Here is a 17,652-nt window from a genome sequence, read left to right as displayed (position 1 = left end):
CCGTGGCCGATGTCGATCTGATGACGATTGCGACCGGTGGACCCCCTTACCCGTGGTGACCGGTGCCCCATTCGACGTGAGGGCCCGTGACGGGCGGTCGGAAGGCGGGGAGGGCGGGCGCCGGGCCCTGCTTCGACTGCACCCCGGTGGGGATCTCGCGCTCCCGGCTCCGTGGCTCCCCCACTCCGCCGGTCGACCTCCCGCTCCCGCCCCGCGGCCTCCGGCCCCGGCCGGAACCCCGGCCGGTACCCGGCCCGTCCCCACCCCCCTCCCCGGGCGGAGCTCCCAGCTCCGTGGCTTCCCCCGTTCCGCCGGTCGACCTCCCGCTCCCGCCCCGCGGCCGGTACCCGGCCGGTACCCGGCCGGTACCCGGCCGGTACCCGGCGGGTACCCGGCCGGTACCCGGCGGGTCCCCGGGCGGAGCTCCCGGCTCCGTGGCTTCCCCCGTTCCGCCGGTCGACCTCCCGCTCCCGCCCCGCGGCCTCCGGCCCCGGCCGGAACCCCAGCCGGTCCCCACCCTCCTCCCCGGGCGGGTCCGGGGGAGGGGGGTGGGGGGAGCGTGGCAGCCTTGGGGGTGGCCGCCGACCCCCTCCGTACCGCCTTGGACCGTGATGCCCCTTCCCGCCGATCCCGGCCGCCCCGCCCGCCGCAGTCTGGGGCGCGGGCCGGGTGCCCAGACCGCGACCGAGCCGCCGGACGCCCACGTGCCCCCTGAGGGGCCCGTGGCCGACGTGGCGGGCGAGGACTCCGTCCGGCCCCCCGAGACCGCTGACGCGCCCGCAGGGGCCCCGCAGGAGCCCGTGGAGGGCCCAGCGGGAGCGTCCGCGGGCGCCGACGGGCGGTTCACCTTGCGGCTCGCCAACTTCGAGGGGCCCTTCGACCTGCTGCTCCAGCTGATCTCCCGGCACAAGCTCGACGTCACCGAGGTCGCCCTCTCCAAGGTCACCGACGAGTTCATGGCGCACATCCGCGCCATGGGCCCCGACTGGGACCTCGACCAGACCACCGAGTTCCTCGTGGTCGCCGCCACCCTGCTCGACCTGAAGGCCGCCCGCCTGCTGCCCGCCGCCGAGGTCGAGGACGAGGCCGACCTCGCCCTGCTCGAAGCCCGCGACCTGCTCTTCGCCCGCCTGCTGCAGTACCGCGCGTACAAACAGATCGCCGAGATCTTCGAGCAGCGGGCCGAAGCCGAGGGCCGCCGCTACCCCCGTACCGTCGGCCTCGAGGACCACCACGCGGAGCTCCTGCCCGAGGTCGTCATCAGCATCGGCGCCGAGGGGTTCGCCCGGCTGGCGGTCAAGGCCATGCAGCCCAAGGCCAAGCCGCAGGTGTACGTCGACCACATCCACGCCCCGCTCGTCAGCGTGCGCGAACAGGCCGCCGTGGTGGTCGCGCTGCTCAAGGCGCGCGGCGAGGCCACCTTCCAGGAGCTCACCGAGGACGCCGAGGACACGCTCACCGTCGTGGCGCGCTTCCTGGCCCTTCTCGAGCTCTACCGCGAGAAGGCGGTGGTCCTCGACCAGGAGGAAGCCCTGCGGACGCTCACCGTCCGCTGGAGCGGCGGGGACGGCGACGGGATGCCGACCGTCACCGACGAGTTCGATCAGATCGTGGAGGTCAAGGAATGAGCGACGTGGCCGAGCTCGCACTGAAGCCGGCCCTGGAGGCCGTCCTCATGGTCGTGGACGAGCCCGCGACCGAGGCGCACCTCGCCAAGGTGCTGGACCGCACCCCGCGCGAGGTCGCGGACGCCCTGCGCGAACTGGCCGACGAGTACACCGTCCAGGGGCGCGGCTTCGAGCTGCGGCTCGTCGCCGGCGGCTGGCGTTTCTACACCCGGGCGGAGTACTCGGACGCCGTCGAGCGCTTCGTACTGGACGGCCAGCAGGCCCGGCTGACGCAGGCCGCGCTGGAGACCCTGGCGGTCGTCGCGTACCGCCAGCCGGTGAGCCGCTCGCGGGTCTCGGCGGTCCGCGGAGTGAACTGCGACGGGGTCATGCGGACCCTGCTCCAGCGCGGTCTGGTGGCCGAGGCGGGCACGGAACCCGAAACAGGTGCGATCCTGTACAGGACGACGAACTACTTTCTGGAGCGGATGGGCCTGCGTGGCCTGGACGAGCTCCCGGAGCTCGCGCCCTTCCTCCCCGAGGCGGACGCGATCGAAGCCGAGACGCAAGAGGGTGTTCCGTCGTTCGATCCGGATGCACCGGATACCGATGAAGACGACAAGACGACGGAACTTTGATGCGAAGCAGCGGCAACGGCAACGGTGGCGGCAACAGGAACAGCGGCGGCGGTGGTGGCGGGCGCGGTGGCTCCCGCGGCGGCAGCTCCAGCGGTGGCGGTGGTGGCTACCGCGGTAGCGGCTCCGGCGGTGGCAGCGGCTCGGGCGGTGGCTCTCGTGGCGGCAGCTCCGGCGGTGGCTACCAGGGCGGTGGCTCTCGTGGCGGCAGCTCCGGCAGCGGCTCGGGCGGTGGCTCTCGTGGCGGCAGCTCCGGCGGTGGCTACCAGGGCGGTGGCTCTCGTGGCGGCAGCTCCGGCGGTGGCTACCAGGGCGGTGGCTCCCGTGGCGGCAGCTCCGGCGGTGGCTACCAGGGCGGTGGCTCCCGTGGCGGCAGCTCCGGCGGTGGCTACCGCAGCGGCGGCAGCTCCGGTGGCGGTTACCAGGGCGGCGGCTCCGACTCGCGTGACCGCGACCGCGAGCAGGCCCCCCGCATCCGCAACCCCCGCCCCGAGGAGCGCCGCTACGACGTCGGCCCCGAGGGCGAGCGCAGCCGCGGCGGCGCCAAGGCCGGCGGCGGCGGTGCCCGCGGCGCGGCCGACGGCAACCGCGGTGGCGGTGCCCGCGGCGACGCGGCGCGCGGCGGCGCCAAGGGCGGACCCCGCACCTCCAAGACCCCCGGCATCGGCGGGGCCGGCGGCCCGCGCCGCGGCCCCGGCAGCCGCAGCGGCCAGTCCCGCCCGCGCGAGCTGGACGCGCGGATCGAGGAGCGCGTGCGCGACCGGTACGCCGAAAAGCCCGTGATCAAGACCCCGAAGACCTTCCCGGGCGCCGAGGAGGAAGGCGAGCGCCTGCAGAAGGTGCTCGCCCGTGCCGGCATGGGCTCGCGCCGCGCGTGCGAGGAGCTCATCGAGCAGGCCCGCGTCGAGGTCAACGGCGAGATCGTGCTGGAGCAGGGCAAGCGCGTCCAGCCGAAGGACGAGATCAAGGTCGACGGCCTGACGGTCGCCACCCAGTCGTACCTGTTCTTCGCGCTGAACAAGCCTGCCGGTGTCGTCTCCACCATGGAGGACCCGGACGGCCGCCAGTGCCTCGGCGACTACGTCACCAACCGCGAGACCCGGCTCTTCCACGTCGGCCGGCTCGACACCGAGACCGAGGGCATCATCCTCCTCACCAACCACGGTGAGCTGGCCCACCGCCTCACGCACCCGAAGTACGGCGTGAAGAAGACGTACGTCGCCGCCATCACCGGCCCGCTCCCGCGCGAGATCGGCAAGCGCCTCAAGGACGGCATCGAGCTGGAGGACGGGTACGCCCGCGCCGACCACTTCCGCGTCGTCGACCAGGTCGGCAAGAACTACCTGGTCGAGGTGACCCTCCACGAGGGCCGCAAGCACATCGTCCGCCGCATGATGGCGGAGGCCGGGTTCCCGGTCGAGAAGCTCGTACGCACCTCCTTCGGCCCGATCGAGCTGGGCGACCAGAAGTCCGGCTGGCTGCGCCGCCTGACGAACACCGAGGTCGGCATGCTCATGCGCGAGGTCGGCCTGTAGCCCCTCCGCTCCTGAGAGACGAAAGCCCGCAGTGCCCCCGTGGCACTGCGGGCTTTTCGCTTGTCAGGGACCCGCCCTCCTGTTTATAGTCAATATGACCATTAAAGAACGAGGGGGGTCGGCCGTCATGAGCTGGACCGAAATCCTGGGCTTCGCCACCGGAGCCCTGTGCGTCTGGCTCGTCGCCCGGCAGCACGTCGCGAACTGGCCGATCGGCATCGCCAACAACGTCTTCTTCATCGTGCTCTTCGCCCGGTCCGGCCTGTACGCCGACGCCGGGCTCCAGATCGTCTTCATCGCCCTCGCCGCGTACGGCTGGTGGTCCTGGACCCACGGGGGTGGACCAGGATCCGCAGAGGCCCTGCCGGTGCGCCGCACCACGCGCACCGAATGGGCCGTACTGGCCGCGGCGGGGGCGGTGGGGGTGCTCGGGCTCACGCTCCTGCTCAGCCGGGTCACCGACTCCACCGTCCCGTTCTGGGACGCCCTGACCACCGGGCTCTCGCTCATGGCCACGTACGGGCAGTGCCGCAAGCTCGTCGAGTCGTGGTGGCTGTGGATCGCCGCCGACCTCGTGTACATCCCGCTGTACGCCTACAAGGGGCTGTACCTGACCTCTGCCCTGTACGTCGGCTTCCTCGCGCTCTGCGTGGTCGGCCTGCTCGGCTGGCGGCGCACGCTGCCGGCGCGGGGCGCCCGTACGGCGGCGGAGGCGGCGGCATGAGCGGCATCAGCGGGACGAAGCGCTTCGGGCACGGGCTGGTGCTGGGCAAGTTCTACCCGCCGCACGCCGGCCACCACCACCTCGTGCGCACCGCCCAGGAGCAGTGCGAGCGGCTGACCGTGCTGGTGTGCGCCGCCTCGGTGGAATCGGTGCCGCTCGCCGACCGGGTGGCCTGGATGTGCGAGGCGCACCCGGGGGCGGACGTCGTCGGCGCCGTCGACGACATCCCGGTCGACCTGCACGACCCGGCGGTCTGGGAGGCGCACATGGCGGTCTTCCGGGGCGCGGTGCCCGGGCCGGTCGACGCCGTCTTCACCTCGGAGGAGTACGGGAGCGAGCTCGCCCGGCGGTTCGGGGCCGAGGAGGTCTGCGTGGACCCGGGGCGGACGCGGTTCCCCGTCTCCGGGACGGCGGTACGGGCGGACCCGGCCGGGAACTGGGAGTTCCTGGGGCCGGGCGTACGCGCCGCCCTGACCCGGCGGATCGTCGTACTCGGCGCCGAGTCGACCGGTACCACGACCCTGTCGCGGGCGCTCGCGGCCCACTACCGGGCGCGCGGCGGGGTCTGGGCCGGTACGGGCTGGGTCGCGGAGTACGGGCGCACGTACAGCGAGGAGAAGCTCGCGGCGGCGCGGGCGGCGGACCCGGCGGCGACCTGGGAGGACGTGTCCTTCGGGTCCGAGGAGTTCCCGGTGATCGCGCGGCGGCAGGACGCGGAGGAGGAGCGGGCGGCCCGGACGGGTTCACCGGTGCTGATCTGCGACACCGACTCCTTCGCGACCGGCATCTGGCACGAGCGGTACACGGGAGGGCGCAGCGAGGAGGTCGAGAAGATCGCCGCGCTGACGCACCGGGACCTGTACCTCCTCACGGACCACGCGGACGTGCCCTTCGAGGACGACGGCCTGCGCGACGGAGCGCACCTGAGACCTTGGATGACGGACCGCTTCCGCGAGGAACTCACGTGCACGGGCAGGCGCTTCCTGACCCTGCGCGGGGACCGTGAGACGCGGCTGGCGACGGCCGTCGCGGCCGTCGACGAACTGCTCGCCGGAGGCTGGCACTTCGCGGACCCGCTGCCGGAGCACCGATGACGACGGCCTACGACCCGCACGCGTTCGAACCCTTCGCGGTGACGGTCGACCTGGCGGTGTTCACCGTACGGGGCGGGGCGCTGCACGTGCTGCTGATCCGGCGCGGGCAGGAGCCGTACGCGGGAGCCTGGGCGCTGCCCGGCGGCTTTCTGCTGCCCAGGGAGTCCGCGGAGACGGCGGCCCGCCGGGAACTGGCCGAGGAGACCGGCCTGTCGGAGGCGGTCGTCGCCGCGCTCCACCTGGAGCAGCTGCGCACGTACAGCGAACCGGACCGCGACCCCCGGATGCGGGTCGTCTCGGTGGCCTTCACCGCCCTGGTCCCGGACATGCCGGAGCCGGCGGCGCACGGCGGCGGCGACGCGGCCCAGGCGCGCTGGGTGCCGGTGGGGGAGGCCGGGGAGGCTGCGGAGGACCTGGCCTTCGACCACGCGCTGATCCTGGCGGACGCCCGGTCCCGGGTCGGCGCGAAGCTCGAGTACACCTGCCTGGCGACGGGGTTCTGCCCGCCCGAATTCACCCTCGGGGAGCTCCAGTCCGTCTACGAGACCGTCTGGGGCACCGCCCTGGACCGCCCCAACTTCCGCCGCAAGGTCCTGGCCACGCCCGGCTTCGTCGAGGCCGTCCCGGGAGCCGCCCGGCTGACCGGAGGCCGCGGCAAACCGGCCGCGCTGTACCGGGCGGGCCCGGCGACCGCCCTGCACCCGCCCCTGCTCCGCCCCACGGAAGGACACCGGAAATGACCCTGGCCCCGAAGAAGCCGGCGGCGACCGGAGCCCTCGTCGGCCTCGCCCTCGGCGACGCGCTGGGCTTCCCGACCGAGTTCAACGACGTCCCGTCGATCCTGGCGAAGACCGGTCCTTGGCGGCAGATGGAGCTGCCCCGCCCGGCGATCGTCACGGACGACACCCAGATGACGCTGGCCCTGGCGCGCGGCATCCGGACGGCAACGGAGCGCGGCCGGATCGGCCCGCTGAGGCTGACCCGCCCGGTCCGCGACGAATTCGTCGACTGGTACCACTCACCGGAGAACAACAGGGCGCCCGGCAACACGTGCCTGCGGGCGTGCAATCTGCTGAACGACCCCGCCCGGGACTGGCGGGACGCGAGCCAGATCGGCTCCAAGGGCTGCGGGGCCAACATGCGGGTGGTCCCGGCGGGCCTGGTCCCCGGCTGGACGGAGGAGGAACGCGCCGGCGCGGCCCAGCTCCAGTCGGCCCTGACCCACGGTCACCCGACGGCCCTGGCTGCCTCGGACCTCACGGCCCGGGCGGTCCACCTTCTCGCGCAAGGCACGGAGGTGACGGGCCTGGTCGGCCAGCTCCGCTCGTACGCCCTGGACCACCGCACCCACTACCACGAGCGCTGGCTGGGCGACTTGTGGATGCGCACGGCGTCGGACGCGACCCCGGAGTCCTTCATCGCCCGCGGCTGGGACGACTGCCTGACGGCCCTGGACCGCCTGACGGCGGCCCTTCGGACCCCGTCCCCGGAAACGGACCCGTGCCTGACGACGGGCGACGGCTGGATCGCGGAGGAGGCCCTGGCCACGGCCCTCCAGTGCTTCCTCCTCTTCCCGGAGGACCCGCTGACGGCCCTGCGCCGCGCAGCCTGCACGAGGGGCGACTCGGACTCGATCGCCTGCCTGGCCGGCGCCTTCGCAGGCGCCCACCTGGGCCCGGACGTCTGGCCCCGCGACTGGGAGGGCCGCATCGAGTACCGGGACGAACTCCTGGCCTTCGGCACCCTCTGGGATGCTTGATCCATGCTGGATGCACTGAGCATCGACCTGCGCGGGGCCCACCTCCTGCCGGCGTCGGCCCTGCTCGGCCTGCGCGAGCCGGGGGACCTCGTCACCCACGACCTGCGCAACACGGCCCGGCGGCCGGCACGGCCGGATCCCGCGTCCGCGCTGTCGGCGCAGGTGTCGGCGTACGACGCGCTCGACGACCTCGTCGTCCGGTGTCGTCAGCTAGACGGCTGACGCGCGGCGGGTGCGGAGGAGGAAGTCCTCCACGCGGGCCTGGTCCGGTTCCGGGGGCAGGGGGGTGGTGGTCAGGGCCGTTTCCGACTCCGTCGTCAGGCGGGTCATCCAGGTGTCGACCTCGGGCCAGGTGAGTTCGCCGCGTTTGACCGCCAGGAGGCGGTCGCGGTGCTCGGTGGCGTCGATCGTCAGGCGGCCCGTGCGCAGGAGGTCGCGGCAGGACAGGAGCAGGCGCAGCAGGTGCATGGCGTGCTTCCAGCGCGGGGCGCCGTGGATGCGGACGTCCGCGACGAGTTTGGCGTGCTGGGACGCCGCGTACCGGGTGAAGGTGGTGTGGGCCCTGCGGGAGAGGAAGGCCTCCCGCAGGGAGAGGAGTTCCTCGCCCACCGGAGTCAGCCGTTCCACCAGCGGGGAGTGCAGGCACTCCAGGATGTTCGGGTTGGCGCGCAGGGCGAGTTCGCAGAAGCGTTCCAGCTCCCAGGAGAACTCCTCCTCCCGCGGGCCCTCCACATGCGTCGGCGGCTTCTCGAAGCGCCAGAAGAGAGGGGTCGGGGCCAGGTAGACGCCGCGCCGGTCGGTGTCGCTGTCCTCCGTGGCCAGGCCGAACGCCCGGGAGCCCATGACGCACGCGTAGACCGTGTGGTCGCGTACCAGGGTGAGGTTCAGGGCTTCCGCGGGCGTCGACTGCTCGTTCATCCGGGGAGCGTAGGCGGGCGCGGCTGCGCTACGCGAGCGAGATATTGCCGTCCGGAGCCACCGTGATCTTCTTCTCCGCCAGGGGGCGGGTGGCCGGGCCGTGGGCCACGGCGCCGTCCGCGATCTCGAACTTGCTGCCGTGACAGGGGCAGTCGATGGTGCCGGCCTCCACCTTGTTCACGAGGCAGCCCTGGTGCGTGCACACCGCCGTGAAGCAGCGGAAGGACCCGGCCGTGGGCTGGGTGACGACCAGCTTCTCCTCCTTGAGGATCGTGCCGCCGCCCACCGGTACGGCAGAGGACTTCAGCAGGGCCTTGCCCGTACCCGCCCCGGGCGAGGGGGTCTGCGCCGCCTGCGGGGTGGAGGCGCTGCCCGGCTCGCTCTTCGGGTTCTTGTCCTCGCCGCCGCACGCGGTGAGCGTGCCGCCGGCCAGCGCGGCGGCGGCACCTGCCGCCAGTACCGTGCGACGGGCGGTCGGCGTGGGGTCGCTCATGGGGTTGCTCCTCGATCCGGTCCGGCATGGGGGGATGGCGAGCAGCATCCTGGCGCGTCCCGGGCCGCAGGAGAAGCCCCCGCGCCGCCGGGCTCAGGACCCCTGCCCCCACGGGGTCAGTTCCGCCGGGCCGCCCGCAGTACGGACGACCTCCCAGACGCGGACCACGGCCGCCCGGTCCAGCGGGCCGTGGACGTGCGGGTAGCGGCCGCCGGATTCACCCTCGCGGCGGACCTCCGAGGTCAGGGCCCGTTCGTCGAGCTCGACGGCCAGCAGCGGACCCGGTACGTCGCGGTAGTGCGCGTCCGCGATCTCGAGCACCGTCGGGCGGTCCGCCGAGCAGTGCACGAAGCCTTCGGAGTCGAGTGAGGAGGGGGCGTACGGGAGCTCGGGCGCGGCGGTCCAGTCGGCGAGCGGAACGATGTGGAAGATCATGCCGACGGTTTTACCGCAGCCGCCGCCGACTTCCCGTACCGAGTGGCGGCTCGGGGCGGAGTGGGCGAGGTTGATCGTGCGCCGAGGGCCCGGCCGCCGTCCCACATGACGGGCTGCCGGGCCGTCGTGCCGTGTGCGCTGGCTACCCTGGCCCTGACGTGCCGTGAGGCACCCGTACCCGGTGCCCACCCGTATCCGCATCCGCATCTGTATCCGTATCCGCATCCCTGGAGCGCCCCGTGAGAACCGCCGTCGTCATCGGAACCGGACTGATCGGCACCTCCGCGGCGCTCGCCCTGACCGCCCGCGGGATCACCGTCCACCTCGCCGACCACGATCCCGCCCAGGCCCGTACGGCCGCCGCCCTCGGCGCCGGCACCGACGAGGCCCCCGACGGCCAGGTCGACCTCGCGATCGTCGCCGTACCGCCGGCCCACGTGGCGGCGACCCTGGCCGACGCGATCGGCCGCGGCGTGGCCCGCGCGTACGTGGACGTGGCCAGCGTCAAGGGCGGTCCGCGCCGGGAGCTCGCGGCCCTCGGCGTGGACGTCACCGCGTACATCGGGACCCACCCCATGGCCGGCAAGGAGCAGTCGGGGCCGCTGGCCGCGACGGCCGACCTCTTCGAGGGCCGGCCCTGGGTGCTGACCCCGACCCGGGACACCGACCACGAGGTGCTCAACCTGGCGCTCGAGCTGGTGGCCCTGTGCAAGGCCGTACCGGTGGTCATGGACGCCGATGCGCACGACCGGGCGGTGGCGCTGGTCTCGCACACCCCGCAGCTGGTGTCCAGCATGGTCGCGGCGCGCCTCGAGGAGGCCGACGAGACGGCGGTACGGCTGTGCGGGCAGGGGATCCGGGACGTGACGCGGATCGCCGCCTCCGATCCGCGGATGTGGGTGGAGATCCTCTCCGCGAACCCGGGCCCGGTGGCCGACGTCCTCGCCGGGATCGCCTCCGACCTGGAGGCCACGGTCGACGCGCTGCGCGGGCTCCAGTCCGCGGACGTCGAGAAGCGGCGCGGCGGCGCGGCCGGCATCGAGGACGTGCTGAAGCGGGGCAACGCGGGCCGGGTCCGGGTGCCGGGCAAGCACGGCGCGGCGCCCATCGCGTACGAGACGGTCGCCGTCCTGATCAGCGACCAGCCGGGCGAGCTCGCGCGGATCTTCGCCGACGCCGGGCGGGCCGGGGTCAACATCGAGGACGTACGGATCGAGCACGCCACGGGCCAGCAGGCCGGTCTGGTACAGCTGATGGTCGACCCGAGGGCGGCCGCCGCCCTCACCGCGGAGCTGCGCGAACGGGGCTGGGCCCTGCGCCAGCAGTAGTCCCGCGGGCCGCCTCCCCGGTACTGGGCGGCGCCGGTGCCGGGGGCCGGTAACCTTGGTGAGGGGCGCTTTGGCGCGCCCGGACACGTACGCGCAACCAGGAAGGTGCCCGCACCGTGGAAACCGCAGCTCCGTCCGCCGTGATCGTCGCCATCGACGGTCCCTCCGGCACGGGCAAGTCCAGCACCTCCAAGGCCGTGGCCGCCAAGCTCGGGCTGCGCTACCTGGACACCGGTGCCCAGTACCGGGCCATCACCTGGTGGATGATCACCAACGGGATCGACACCGACGATCCGCACGCCATCGCCGTGGCGGCCGGCAAGCCCGGCATCGTCTCCGGTACGGACCCGGCCGCGCCGACCATCACGGTCGACGGCCTGGACGCCTCCGGACCGATCCGCACGCAGGAGGTCACCTCCAAGGTCAGCGCCGTCAGCGCCGTCCCCGAGGTGCGCACCCTGATCACCGAGCTCCAGCGCTCCATCGCCGCCGCGGCGGAGGGCGGGATCGTCGTCGAGGGGCGGGACATCGGCACCACCGTCCTGCCCGACGCCGACCTCAAGATCTTCCTGACCGCGTCGCCCGAGGCCCGCGCCGCGCGCCGCAGCGGTGAGCTGCGCGGCAAGGAGGCCACGGACCTCGCGGCCACCAGGGAAGCCCTGATCAAGCGCGACGCCGCCGACTCGGGCCGCAAGACCTCCCCGCTGGCCAAGGCCGGCGACGCCGTCGAGGTGGACACCACCGAGCTCACGCTCGACCAGGTGATCGAGTGCGTCGTGACCTTGGTGGAAGAGAAGCGGGCGGGGCGCAAGTGAGCGGAACGCCCTCCCCCAAGGGTGCGGCGCTCGGGCGGCGGATCGGCATCGGCCTCATGTACGGGCTGTGGAAACCGCGCGTACTGGGCGCCTGGCGCGTGCCCGCCTCGGGTCCCGTCATCCTTGCCGTGAACCACGCGCACAACATCGACGGGCCCATGGTCATGGGCACCGCGCCGCGGCCGCTGCACTTCCTCGTCAAGAAGGAGGCGTACGTCGGCCCGCTCGGCCCGTTCCTGGACGGGATCGGCCAGGTCAAGGTCGACCGTACGGGCGCGGACCGGGGCGCGATCAGCAAGGCGCTCGCGGTGCTCGACAACGGCGGGGCCCTGGGGATCTTCCCCGAGGGCACCCGGGGCGAGGGCGACTTCGCCTCGCTGCGCGCCGGGCTCGCGTACTTCGCGGTCCGCAGCGGCGCTCCCGTCGTGCCCGTGGCCGTGCTGGGGAGCACCGAGCGCCAAGGGCGGCTGGTCCGCGGGCTGCCGCCCTTCAAGAGCAGGGTCGACGTCGTCTTCGGCTCCGCCTTCGACGCGGGCGACGGCACCGGCCGCCGCACCAAAACGGCCCTGGACGAGGCCACCGTACGCATCCAGAGCAGGCTGACCGCCCACCTGGCCGACGCCAAGCGCCTGACCGGGCGCTGAGCGAGACTTGACCCTAGTAGTGGAACCGCGCTGCGCGGGCACCACCGACCACCACGAACGACGAGGAACGGACTTCATGAACGACCAGCACGACCACGGAGCGCTCGGCGATGCCGAGTACGCGGAGTTCATGGAGCTCGCCGCGGAGGAAGGCTTCGACGTAGAGGACGTCGAGGGCGCGATCGCGGAGGCCGGCCACGGGCCGCTGCCCGTGCTCGCCGTCGTCGGCCGCCCCAATGTCGGCAAGTCGACCCTGGTGAACCGCATCATCGGCCGCCGCGAGGCGGTCGTCGAGGACAAGCCCGGCGTCACCCGCGACCGCGTCACGTACGAGGCCGAGTGGGCCGGCCGCCGGTTCAAGGTCGTCGACACCGGTGGCTGGGAGCAGGACGTCCTCGGCATCGACGCCGCCGTCGCCGCCCAGGCCGAGTACGCCATCGAGACCGCCGACGCGGTCGTCTTCGTCGTCGACGCCAAGGTCGGCGCCACCGACAGCGACGAGGCCGTCGTCAAGCTGCTGCGCCGGGCCGGCAAGCCCGTCGTCCTGTGCGCCAACAAGGTCGACGGCCAGAGCGGCGAGTCCGACGCGGCCTCCCTGTGGTCCCTGGGCCTCGGCCAGCCGCACCCGGTCTCCTCGCTGCACGGCCGCGGTACGGGCGACATGCTCGACGCCGTCCTCGACGCGCTGCCCGAGGCGCCCGAGCAGACGTTCGGCGGCGCCCCGGTGGGCGGGCCCCGGCGCATCGCGCTCATCGGACGCCCGAACGTCGGCAAGTCCTCGCTGCTCAACAAGGTCGCGAAGGAGGACCGGGTCGTCGTCAACGAGCTGGCCGGCACCACCCGCGACCCGGTCGACGAGCTGATCCAGCTCGGCGGCGTCACCTGGAAGTTCGTGGACACCGCGGGCATCCGCAAGAAGGTGCACCTCCAGCAGGGCGCCGACTACTACGCCTCGCTGCGCACGGCCGCCGCCGTCGAGAAGGCGGAGGTCGCGGTCATCCTGATCGACACCACCGAGACGATCAGCGTCCAGGACCAGCGCATCATCACGATGGCCGTCGACGCCGGCCGCGCGATCGTGATCGCGTACAACAAGTGGGACGAGCTCGACGAGGAGCGCCGCTACTACCTCGAGCGCGAGATCGAGACCGAGATGCAGCAGGTCGCCTGGGCGCCCCGCGTCAACGTCTCGGCGCTCACCGGCCGTCACATGGAGAAGCTGGTCCCGGCGATCGAGACGGCCCTCGCGGGCTGGGAGACGCGCGTCCCGACCGGCCGGCTGAACGCCTTCCTCGGCGAGGTCGTCGCGGCCCACCCGCACCCGATCCGCGGCGGCAAGCAGCCCCGCATCCTGTTCGGCACCCAGGCGGGGAGCAAGCCGCCGCGGTTCGTCCTCTTCGCCTCCGGCTTCCTGGAGCACGGCTACCGGCGTTTCATCGAGCGCCGTCTGCGCGAGGAGTTCGGCTTCGAGGGGACGCCGATCCACATCTCCGTGCGCGTGCGCGAGAAGCGCGGCGCGCAGTACAAGAAGAAGTAGCAGCGGCAGTGTTCCGGGGTCAGTAGCCCCGGCGCGGAGCGGGCGGCAGGGCCGCCGGGATGTGGTGCATTCCGGTCTGGTGCTGCCGCCCGCCGGCGTATGCGGAGCCGGTGCCGGAGGAGCCGCCGTGCTCGCCGCCGCCGGCCGCGGAGGACCCGGCGTACGCGTACGAGGGCTGGGGGGCCGGGGCGTACGCGGCCGGCCACGGGTCCGTCTGCCAAGCGGAACCGTTCCAGCCGCTCCCGTACGAGCCGCCCCCGTACGCGGAGCCACTGCCGCTGCCGGCGGTGACGGCGCCGCTGTACGCTCCGCCCCCGCCGTACGCCGAGCTGCCGCCGCCCGTGTACGAGCCGCCGTACGAGAACGCCGTGAACCCGAGGTCCTCCTCGCCCGTGCGGTCGCCCGGCAGGGCCCGGAAGGCACGCAGGTACTCCGAGTACAGCGTGTCGTAGATCGGGGTGTGCGAGAGGGCGGCCGGAGCGCTGTCCCGGTCCCTTGCGTGGCGCATCGGGGAGACGGTGCTCGCATGGGCAGGGGCGCGGGAGGGGTCGTATGAATGCACGTATCAGCCAACGAACCCGGGGCGCTGCGGATGCGGGCGAGGGGGCAGAAAACGCAGATGGCCGGTGGGGGCGTCCCCACCGGCACACGGCTGCGCCGCCCCTGGTGGGAGGGGCGGCGCAGCCGTTCCGGGATCCCTGCCGGCGTCAGGCGCCGGGGGTGCCTGCCAGCGGCATCGAGGCCGCCACGAGCTTGCCGCCGGCGGCGGCCTTGTCCAGCGCGTCGCGGAGCAGGTCCTCGCGGGGCTGCTGGCCGATGGAGCCGACCGGGGCGGCGTAGATGAGGACGCGCTGGGTCTTGTTGACGGCGGCCCGCCAGCCGTCCGTGACCGACAGCGGCTGGTGCGCCTGCCACCAGGCGACCTGGCCGCCGCCCTCGGCGCCGGGCTGGAGCACGGCGTGCAGCAGGCCCGCGGCGAGCAGCACCGACCAGCCGGCGAGCGGGGAGGGCAGCTCGGCGGTGTCGGTGACCGGGATGAACCCCTGCTCGATGAGCAGCGGCAGGAAGTCGTCACCGGGTCCGGTGGTGCCGGGGCGGGCGATCGGCGCGGTCGGCTCGACCACGAGGGCGGGGTGCAGCTCGCCGCCGATCAGGACCAGGCCGCTGGTGATGCCGAGGACGGCCTGGCCGCCGGGCACGTTCTGCGGTGCGGCCGCGGCGGATCCGCCGCCGGCGGGGCTGTCGCCGGTGATGCTGCGGACCGCGCCCTGCAGCTGCTCCTCGGAGACGGTGACCACCTGGGAGGGGATGCAGCCGGCGTGGGCGAACGCGAGGACGGCCGTCTCCTCGCCGACGAACAGCACCGTGCTGGTGCGGTCGGTCTCGGGGTCCCCGGGAGTGCGGCAGGAGGTGCAGTCGTAGCTGCGCGGTGCGTCGTCGCCGGTGAGCAGCCTCTCGGCTTCTTCGTCACCGATCTCGGCACGTACCTCATCACTGACGTCGAGCATGCGGGGCACGGCTGGCTCCTCGGACTAGGCGAGCGGGGGCCGGGCGGTTCCCGGCTCGCCGGGCTCAACGGCTGAGCGGCTCCCGGGGTCACGCCGTTGGAGGGAACGGAATCGAACCTGGCCCCCGGAGGGGTGAACGGTCGGACCGGGGCTTTGTTTTCGTGCCAACTGTTGTCTGGGTGTGCGCAGTTGATGGCTGCTCCTGGCCGTTTCGGGAGGGGGTGGCGGATCGGCCGACCGGGTGGGGTGCGGGACGCACCAGCGTGGCGGGCCCGGACCGGCGGCGCGGGGCTGCGTAGCGTGACGCGATGCCCGACCTCCGGATCCGGCGGGCCGCTTCCGCGGCCGCTGCCGCCGCCGCGCTGGCTCTCGTCCTCGTACTCCCGTCGAGGGCCGGCGCGGCCCCGCCGCCCCCCGCGCCCGGGCCCGCGGGGGCGGCCTTCCCCGGCTCGCCCGGGACCATCGGGAACGGGCCGGGGGACTGCGGGCCGGGCGGGCAATGGCCCTGGGACTGCGTGGCCGACTGCGAGAGCAGCGGGCGCTGGGCGGTCAACACCGGCAACGGCTTCTACGGGGGCCTGCAGTTCTGGCAGCCGACGTGGGAGGAGTACGGGGGGCTGGTGTTCGCGGCGCGGGCCGATCTGGCGAGCCGGGAGCAGCAGATCCGGGTGGCGGAGGACGTGCTGGCGGACCAGGGGTGGGACGCGTGGCCGGTGTGCTCGAAGCGGTACGGGCTGGCGGGCCGGATGCACGTGGTCCGGGCCGGGGACTCGCTGGACGGGATCGCCCGGCGCTACCGGGTGAAGGGCGGGTGGAAGGCGCTGTACGAGGCGAACCGGGCGGTGCTCGGGCCGCAGCCGAAGGCGCTGGTGGTCGGCACGCTGCTGGCGTTGCCGCCGTCGTCCCCGGCGGCCCCCGTCCCGACCCCGACACCGGTCCCGACACCGGTCCCGACCCCGGTCCCGACGCCGGTCCCGACGACTCCGGCCGCCCCGGTCCCGGTCTCGAGGCCGTCGGCGGTTCCGAAGCCACCGGCCGTTCCGAGGCCGTCGGCGGTTCCGAAGCCACCGGCCGTTCCGAGGCCGTCGGCCGTTCCGAAGCCACCGGCCGCTCCGGCGGCGAAGCCCGCCGTCCCCGCGCCGGCCACGCGCCCCGGCCCGAGGCGCAGTCCGGCTCCGGCAGCCGTACCCGCTCCCTGACGGGGTTTCGGCCCGGCGGCCCGCGGGGGGCGATTCGGAAGGCGGCCGGGCTACCGGCAGACTGCTCGGCATGCTGGAGACCTCCGCACGACTGCTGCGCCTGCTGTCCCTGTTGCAGGCCCACCGCGAATGGACCGGCGCCGATCTCGCGGAGCGGCTCGGCGTGACCCCGAGGACGGTGCGGCGCGACGTGGACCGGCTCCGGGAGCTCGGCTACCCGGTGAACGCCAGCCCCGGCACCGGCGGCGGCTACCAGCTGGGCGCCGGTGCCGAGCTGCCGCCGCTGCTGCTCGACGACGACGAGGCCGTCGCCGTCGCGGTGGGCCTGCGGACGGCCGCGGGGAACGGCGTCGAGGGGATCGGGGAGGCCTCCGTACGGGCGCTCGCCAAGCTCGAGCAGGTGCTGCCGGGGCGGCTGCGGCGGCGGGTGTCGGCGCTCAACGAGTTCACCGTGCCGATGCTGCGCGGGCCGGCCCGGGCCACCGTCGACCCCTCCGTGCTGACCGAGCTCGCCGCCGCGTGCCGGGACAGCGAGCGGCTGCGCTTCGGGTACCGCGACCACGAGGGCAACGCCAGCCGCCGCGTGGTGGAGCCGCACCGGCTGGTGTGCACCGAGCGGCGCTGGTACCTGGTCGCCTGGGACGTGGACCGGGAGGACTGGCGGACCTTCCGCGCCGACCGGATCGAGCCCAGACCGCCGCACGGACCGCGCTTCACCCCGCGCCCGGCACCCGCAGAGGACCTCGCCGCGTACGTGTCGCGCGGCGTGGCGCAGGCCGCGTACGCGGCCCGGGCGGTGCTGCGGCTGAAGATCCCGGCGGAGGCGGCGGCCCGGATCGTGGGGCCGAGCGACGGGGTCCTGGAGCCGGTCGACGCCGAGAGCTGCCTGCTGCGGACCGGAGCCGTGAACCTCGACGTACTCGTCATTCACGTCATGCTGCTCGGCTGTGAGTTCGAGGTGCTCGAGCCGCCGGAGCTGACGGACCGGATCAGAGCGGCGCGGGACCTTCTCGGGCGGGCCGTGGAGAAGATGTAAGGAATCTGAGGGGTGTTCACGTGGCCGCGCAGGGTGGACCACGGCAATCCCCGGGGAAATTCCGGGACTCTCGGGCGAAATGCGAAACGGGATGTGCGGAGGAGATCTCGCGCGCCGGAAAAAGAATGGCCCGCACTCACTTCCGCGGCTCTCCGGGTGAAGTCCGCCCCGTCAAAGAACTGTCGACATTCCGTGACACAAGCGTGACCCGGTACGGACGAACGTCCGGGCGCGGTGCTGACGTTCCGGTCATGTGTACGGTGCGGACGACCGGAACGGCCGAGGGGGGGGGGGGGGGGGGGGGGGGGGGGGGGGGGGGGGGGGGGGGGGGGGGGGGGGGGGGGGGGGGGGGGGAAGGGGGGAGGGGGGGGGGGGCAGGGGGCTC

Annotated in this window: 18 protein-coding genes and 1 pseudogene; 14 read left to right on the top strand and 5 right to left on the bottom strand. The window is 73.8% G+C overall.

What is annotated here, in order from left to right:
* Positions 1-611: 611 nt before the first annotated feature.
* From ACZ49B_RS18150 to ACZ49B_RS18115, 8 genes and pseudogenes are all read left to right on the top strand, one after another.
* Positions 612-1,628: a segregation and condensation protein A gene (locus ACZ49B_RS18150; protein WP_468306761.1), complete on the top strand. Its 1,017-nt coding sequence runs from the start codon at positions 612-614 to the stop codon at positions 1,626-1,628.
* Positions 1,625-2,245, top strand: coding sequence for an SMC-Scp complex subunit ScpB (gene scpB, locus ACZ49B_RS18145; RefSeq protein ID WP_468306682.1), 621 nt, complete (start codon positions 1,625-1,627; stop codon positions 2,243-2,245). The genes ACZ49B_RS18150 and scpB overlap by 4 nt, the downstream gene beginning before the upstream one ends.
* The gene (locus ACZ49B_RS18140) at positions 2,245-3,777 is read left to right on the top strand and encodes a pseudouridine synthase (RefSeq protein WP_468306679.1); all 1,533 of its coding nucleotides are present in this window, start codon (positions 2,245-2,247) and stop codon (positions 3,775-3,777) included. Before scpB ends, ACZ49B_RS18140 begins: the two co-directional genes overlap by 1 nt.
* A gap of 127 nt (positions 3,778-3,904) precedes the next feature.
* On the top strand, positions 3,905-4,501 hold the full coding sequence (pnuC, locus tag ACZ49B_RS18135) for a nicotinamide riboside transporter PnuC (protein ID WP_328621851.1): 597 nt from the start codon (positions 3,905-3,907) through the stop codon (positions 4,499-4,501).
* A complete protein-coding gene (locus ACZ49B_RS18130; protein ID WP_468306676.1) occupies positions 4,498-5,595 on the top strand; it encodes an AAA family ATPase in 1,098 nt (365 codons plus the stop codon). Before pnuC ends, ACZ49B_RS18130 begins: the two co-directional genes overlap by 4 nt.
* Positions 5,592-6,335, top strand: a complete 744-nt coding sequence (locus ACZ49B_RS18125; protein ID WP_468306673.1) for an NUDIX hydrolase — start codon at positions 5,592-5,594, stop codon at positions 6,333-6,335. Before ACZ49B_RS18130 ends, ACZ49B_RS18125 begins: the two co-directional genes overlap by 4 nt.
* A complete protein-coding gene (locus tag ACZ49B_RS18120; protein ID WP_468306670.1) occupies positions 6,332-7,354 on the top strand; it encodes an ADP-ribosylglycohydrolase family protein in 1,023 nt (340 codons plus the stop codon). Before ACZ49B_RS18125 ends, ACZ49B_RS18120 begins: the two co-directional genes overlap by 4 nt.
* A gap of 21 nt (positions 7,355-7,375) precedes the next feature.
* Positions 7,376-7,474, top strand: a pseudogene (locus ACZ49B_RS18115) (nucleotidyltransferase domain-containing protein); the annotation flags it as partial.
* A 90-nt stretch (positions 7,475-7,564) separates the two neighbouring features.
* On the opposite strand, the gene ACZ49B_RS18110 reads toward ACZ49B_RS18115, so the two are convergent.
* The 3 genes from ACZ49B_RS18110 to ACZ49B_RS18100 form a co-directional block, all read right to left on the bottom strand.
* On the bottom strand, positions 7,565-8,272 hold the full coding sequence (locus ACZ49B_RS18110; RefSeq protein ID WP_468306667.1) for a nucleotidyltransferase domain-containing protein: 708 nt from the start codon (positions 8,270-8,272) through the stop codon (positions 7,565-7,567).
* A gap of 28 nt (positions 8,273-8,300) precedes the next feature.
* Positions 8,301-8,765 carry a Rieske (2Fe-2S) protein gene (locus ACZ49B_RS18105; protein WP_468306665.1) on the bottom strand — a complete coding sequence of 155 codons (465 nt, stop codon included), beginning with the start codon at positions 8,763-8,765 and terminating at the stop codon, positions 8,301-8,303.
* A gap of 93 nt (positions 8,766-8,858) precedes the next feature.
* Positions 8,859-9,200, bottom strand: a complete 342-nt coding sequence (locus ACZ49B_RS18100) for a DUF952 domain-containing protein (protein WP_468306663.1) — start codon at positions 9,198-9,200, stop codon at positions 8,859-8,861.
* Between the two features lie 239 nt (positions 9,201-9,439).
* Here ACZ49B_RS18100 and ACZ49B_RS18095 point away from each other — a divergent pair, with 239 nt between their 5' ends.
* From ACZ49B_RS18095 to der, 4 genes are all read left to right on the top strand, one after another.
* Positions 9,440-10,528, top strand: coding sequence for a prephenate dehydrogenase (locus tag ACZ49B_RS18095; protein ID WP_468306662.1), 1,089 nt, complete (start codon positions 9,440-9,442; stop codon positions 10,526-10,528).
* A gap of 116 nt (positions 10,529-10,644) precedes the next feature.
* On the top strand, positions 10,645-11,343 hold the full coding sequence (gene cmk / locus ACZ49B_RS18090) for a (d)CMP kinase (protein WP_468306660.1): 699 nt from the start codon (positions 10,645-10,647) through the stop codon (positions 11,341-11,343).
* Between the two features lie 56 nt (positions 11,344-11,399).
* Entirely contained in the window at positions 11,400-11,987 is a 588-nt protein-coding gene (locus ACZ49B_RS18085) for a lysophospholipid acyltransferase family protein (RefSeq protein WP_468306760.1), read from the top strand.
* Between the two features lie 76 nt (positions 11,988-12,063).
* A complete protein-coding gene (gene der / locus ACZ49B_RS18080; RefSeq protein WP_468306658.1) occupies positions 12,064-13,524 on the top strand; it encodes a ribosome biogenesis GTPase Der in 1,461 nt (486 codons plus the stop codon).
* A 19-nt stretch (positions 13,525-13,543) separates the two neighbouring features.
* On the opposite strand, the gene ACZ49B_RS18075 is transcribed toward der, so the two are convergent.
* Both ACZ49B_RS18075 and ACZ49B_RS18070 read right to left on the bottom strand, forming a co-directional pair.
* Positions 13,544-14,032, bottom strand: a complete 489-nt coding sequence (locus tag ACZ49B_RS18075) for a hypothetical protein (protein WP_468306656.1) — start codon at positions 14,030-14,032, stop codon at positions 13,544-13,546.
* 199 nt (positions 14,033-14,231) lie between these two features.
* On the bottom strand, positions 14,232-15,041 hold the full coding sequence (locus ACZ49B_RS18070) for a hypothetical protein (protein WP_133898441.1): 810 nt from the start codon (positions 15,039-15,041) through the stop codon (positions 14,232-14,234).
* A 299-nt stretch (positions 15,042-15,340) separates the two neighbouring features.
* Here ACZ49B_RS18070 and ACZ49B_RS18065 point away from each other — a divergent pair, with 299 nt between their 5' ends.
* Together ACZ49B_RS18065 and ACZ49B_RS18060 are read left to right on the top strand one after the other, a co-directional pair.
* Positions 15,341-16,231: a LysM peptidoglycan-binding domain-containing protein gene (locus ACZ49B_RS18065; RefSeq protein ID WP_468306653.1), complete on the top strand. Its 891-nt coding sequence runs from the start codon at positions 15,341-15,343 to the stop codon at positions 16,229-16,231.
* Between the two features lie 70 nt (positions 16,232-16,301).
* Positions 16,302-17,267 carry a helix-turn-helix transcriptional regulator gene (locus ACZ49B_RS18060; protein ID WP_468306651.1) on the top strand — a complete coding sequence of 322 codons (966 nt, stop codon included), beginning with the start codon at positions 16,302-16,304 and terminating at the stop codon, positions 17,265-17,267.
* Positions 17,268-17,652: the final 385 nt, after the last annotated feature.

The sequence above is a fragment of the Streptomyces sp. NPDC031132 genome, from assembly GCF_055570595.1.
This window is presented reverse-complemented; position numbering and strand designations above follow the sequence as displayed.

Bases quoted from the DNA above. Each gene is read 5' to 3' on its own strand.
- ACZ49B_RS18085 (WP_468306760.1), top strand. From the start codon at position 11,400: ATGTACGGGCTGTGGAAACCGCGCGTACTGGGCGCCTGGCGCGTGCCC.
- ACZ49B_RS18105 (WP_468306665.1), bottom strand. From the start codon at position 8,765: ATGAGCGACCCCACGCCGACCGCCCGTCGCACGGTACTGGCGGCAGGT.
- der (WP_468306658.1), top strand. From the start codon at position 12,064: ATGAACGACCAGCACGACCACGGAGCGCTCGGCGATGCCGAGTACGCG.
- ACZ49B_RS18060 (WP_468306651.1), top strand. From the start codon at position 16,302: ATGCTGGAGACCTCCGCACGACTGCTGCGCCTGCTGTCCCTGTTGCAG.
- ACZ49B_RS18100 (WP_468306663.1), bottom strand. From the start codon at position 9,200: ATGATCTTCCACATCGTTCCGCTCGCCGACTGGACCGCCGCGCCCGAG.
- ACZ49B_RS18110 (WP_468306667.1), bottom strand. From the start codon at position 8,272: ATGAACGAGCAGTCGACGCCCGCGGAAGCCCTGAACCTCACCCTGGTA.
- ACZ49B_RS18120 (WP_468306670.1), top strand. From the start codon at position 6,332: ATGACCCTGGCCCCGAAGAAGCCGGCGGCGACCGGAGCCCTCGTCGGC.
- pnuC (WP_328621851.1), top strand. From the start codon at position 3,905: ATGAGCTGGACCGAAATCCTGGGCTTCGCCACCGGAGCCCTGTGCGTC.
- ACZ49B_RS18150 (WP_468306761.1), top strand. From the start codon at position 612: ATGCCCCTTCCCGCCGATCCCGGCCGCCCCGCCCGCCGCAGTCTGGGG.
- ACZ49B_RS18125 (WP_468306673.1), top strand. From the start codon at position 5,592: ATGACGACGGCCTACGACCCGCACGCGTTCGAACCCTTCGCGGTGACG.
- ACZ49B_RS18065 (WP_468306653.1), top strand. From the start codon at position 15,341: ATGCCCGACCTCCGGATCCGGCGGGCCGCTTCCGCGGCCGCTGCCGCC.
- ACZ49B_RS18140 (WP_468306679.1), top strand. From the start codon at position 2,245: ATGCGAAGCAGCGGCAACGGCAACGGTGGCGGCAACAGGAACAGCGGC.
- scpB (WP_468306682.1), top strand. From the start codon at position 1,625: ATGAGCGACGTGGCCGAGCTCGCACTGAAGCCGGCCCTGGAGGCCGTC.
- ACZ49B_RS18075 (WP_468306656.1), bottom strand. From the start codon at position 14,032: ATGCGCCACGCAAGGGACCGGGACAGCGCTCCGGCCGCCCTCTCGCAC.
- ACZ49B_RS18130 (WP_468306676.1), top strand. From the start codon at position 4,498: ATGAGCGGCATCAGCGGGACGAAGCGCTTCGGGCACGGGCTGGTGCTG.